The organism is Megasphaera intestinihominis, assembly GCF_040096415.1.
Taxonomy (GTDB): domain Bacteria; phylum Bacillota; class Negativicutes; order Veillonellales; family Megasphaeraceae; genus Megasphaera; species Megasphaera intestinihominis.
In genome coordinates, this window is record NZ_JBBMEU010000153.1 from 1 (window position 1) to 626 (window position 626).

The 626-nt window shown below is 56.7% G+C and carries 1 protein-coding gene; it reads right to left on the bottom strand.

Translation table 11 applies throughout. The features are described 5' to 3' along the window. Positions 1 to 159 precede the first annotated feature (159 nt). On the bottom strand, positions 160 to 378 hold the full coding sequence (locus WMO23_RS11425; protein ID WP_292296835.1) for a DUF1659 domain-containing protein: 219 nt from the start codon (positions 376 to 378) through the stop codon (positions 160 to 162). Positions 379 to 626: the final 248 nt, after the last annotated feature.

Genomic DNA, 626 nt, shown 5'->3' on the forward strand with positions numbered 1-626 from the left:
CCCTTCGGGCCACCTCCAGCTCAGCTCTCCGTTTTGGCAACCGCCCTGTGCTTCCCTGTGGTCAGCACCTGACGGGCTAAAAAGGGCCTATCAGGGGAGGCTTAAGGCACCCTTTGTAGGGGAGCTGTCAGCAAAGCTGACTGAGAGGTTTACGCGCTCTTACGCCGTGATTTCGTTTTCAACGACTTCATGGATACCCGTGATGGGGTCTTCATAAAGCGTACCGATGGCGTTGACGGCGGTGACGACGTTTGCCGGTTCGACGCCGGTGACGAGGTTACGCATCTGTACGGATTTTTCGCACAAATTGTCATTTTCGTCGTTGTAGCTGATGACCAGCTTCAGTTTGCTGGAAACGGCTTTACGTTCTGCTGCCATAGTTCATTCCTCCTTTCTTTTTTGTATGTGAAGAGCCTTTGTGGCTCGTGATTCGAGTTCGGGTCCTGACGGGCCGCCGGTCGCAGGCCGCAGACCGCAGTTCGCCAAACCATGTCACATGGTCCAGATAAATCATGGCCAACTGTTCGCAACGGGCCGCCCTAACCGGGTCGGCCCCTACGCATACGGCCGTTGGCCGTGTTTTTTTACGGTCCTCAGGACCGCGGCGACCTGCGGCCGGCCACCTG

Coding starts and splice junctions, on each gene's coding strand:
- WMO23_RS11425 (WP_292296835.1), bottom strand. CDS start 378: ATGGCAGCAGAACGTAAAGCCGTTTCCAGCAAACTGAAGCTGGTCATC.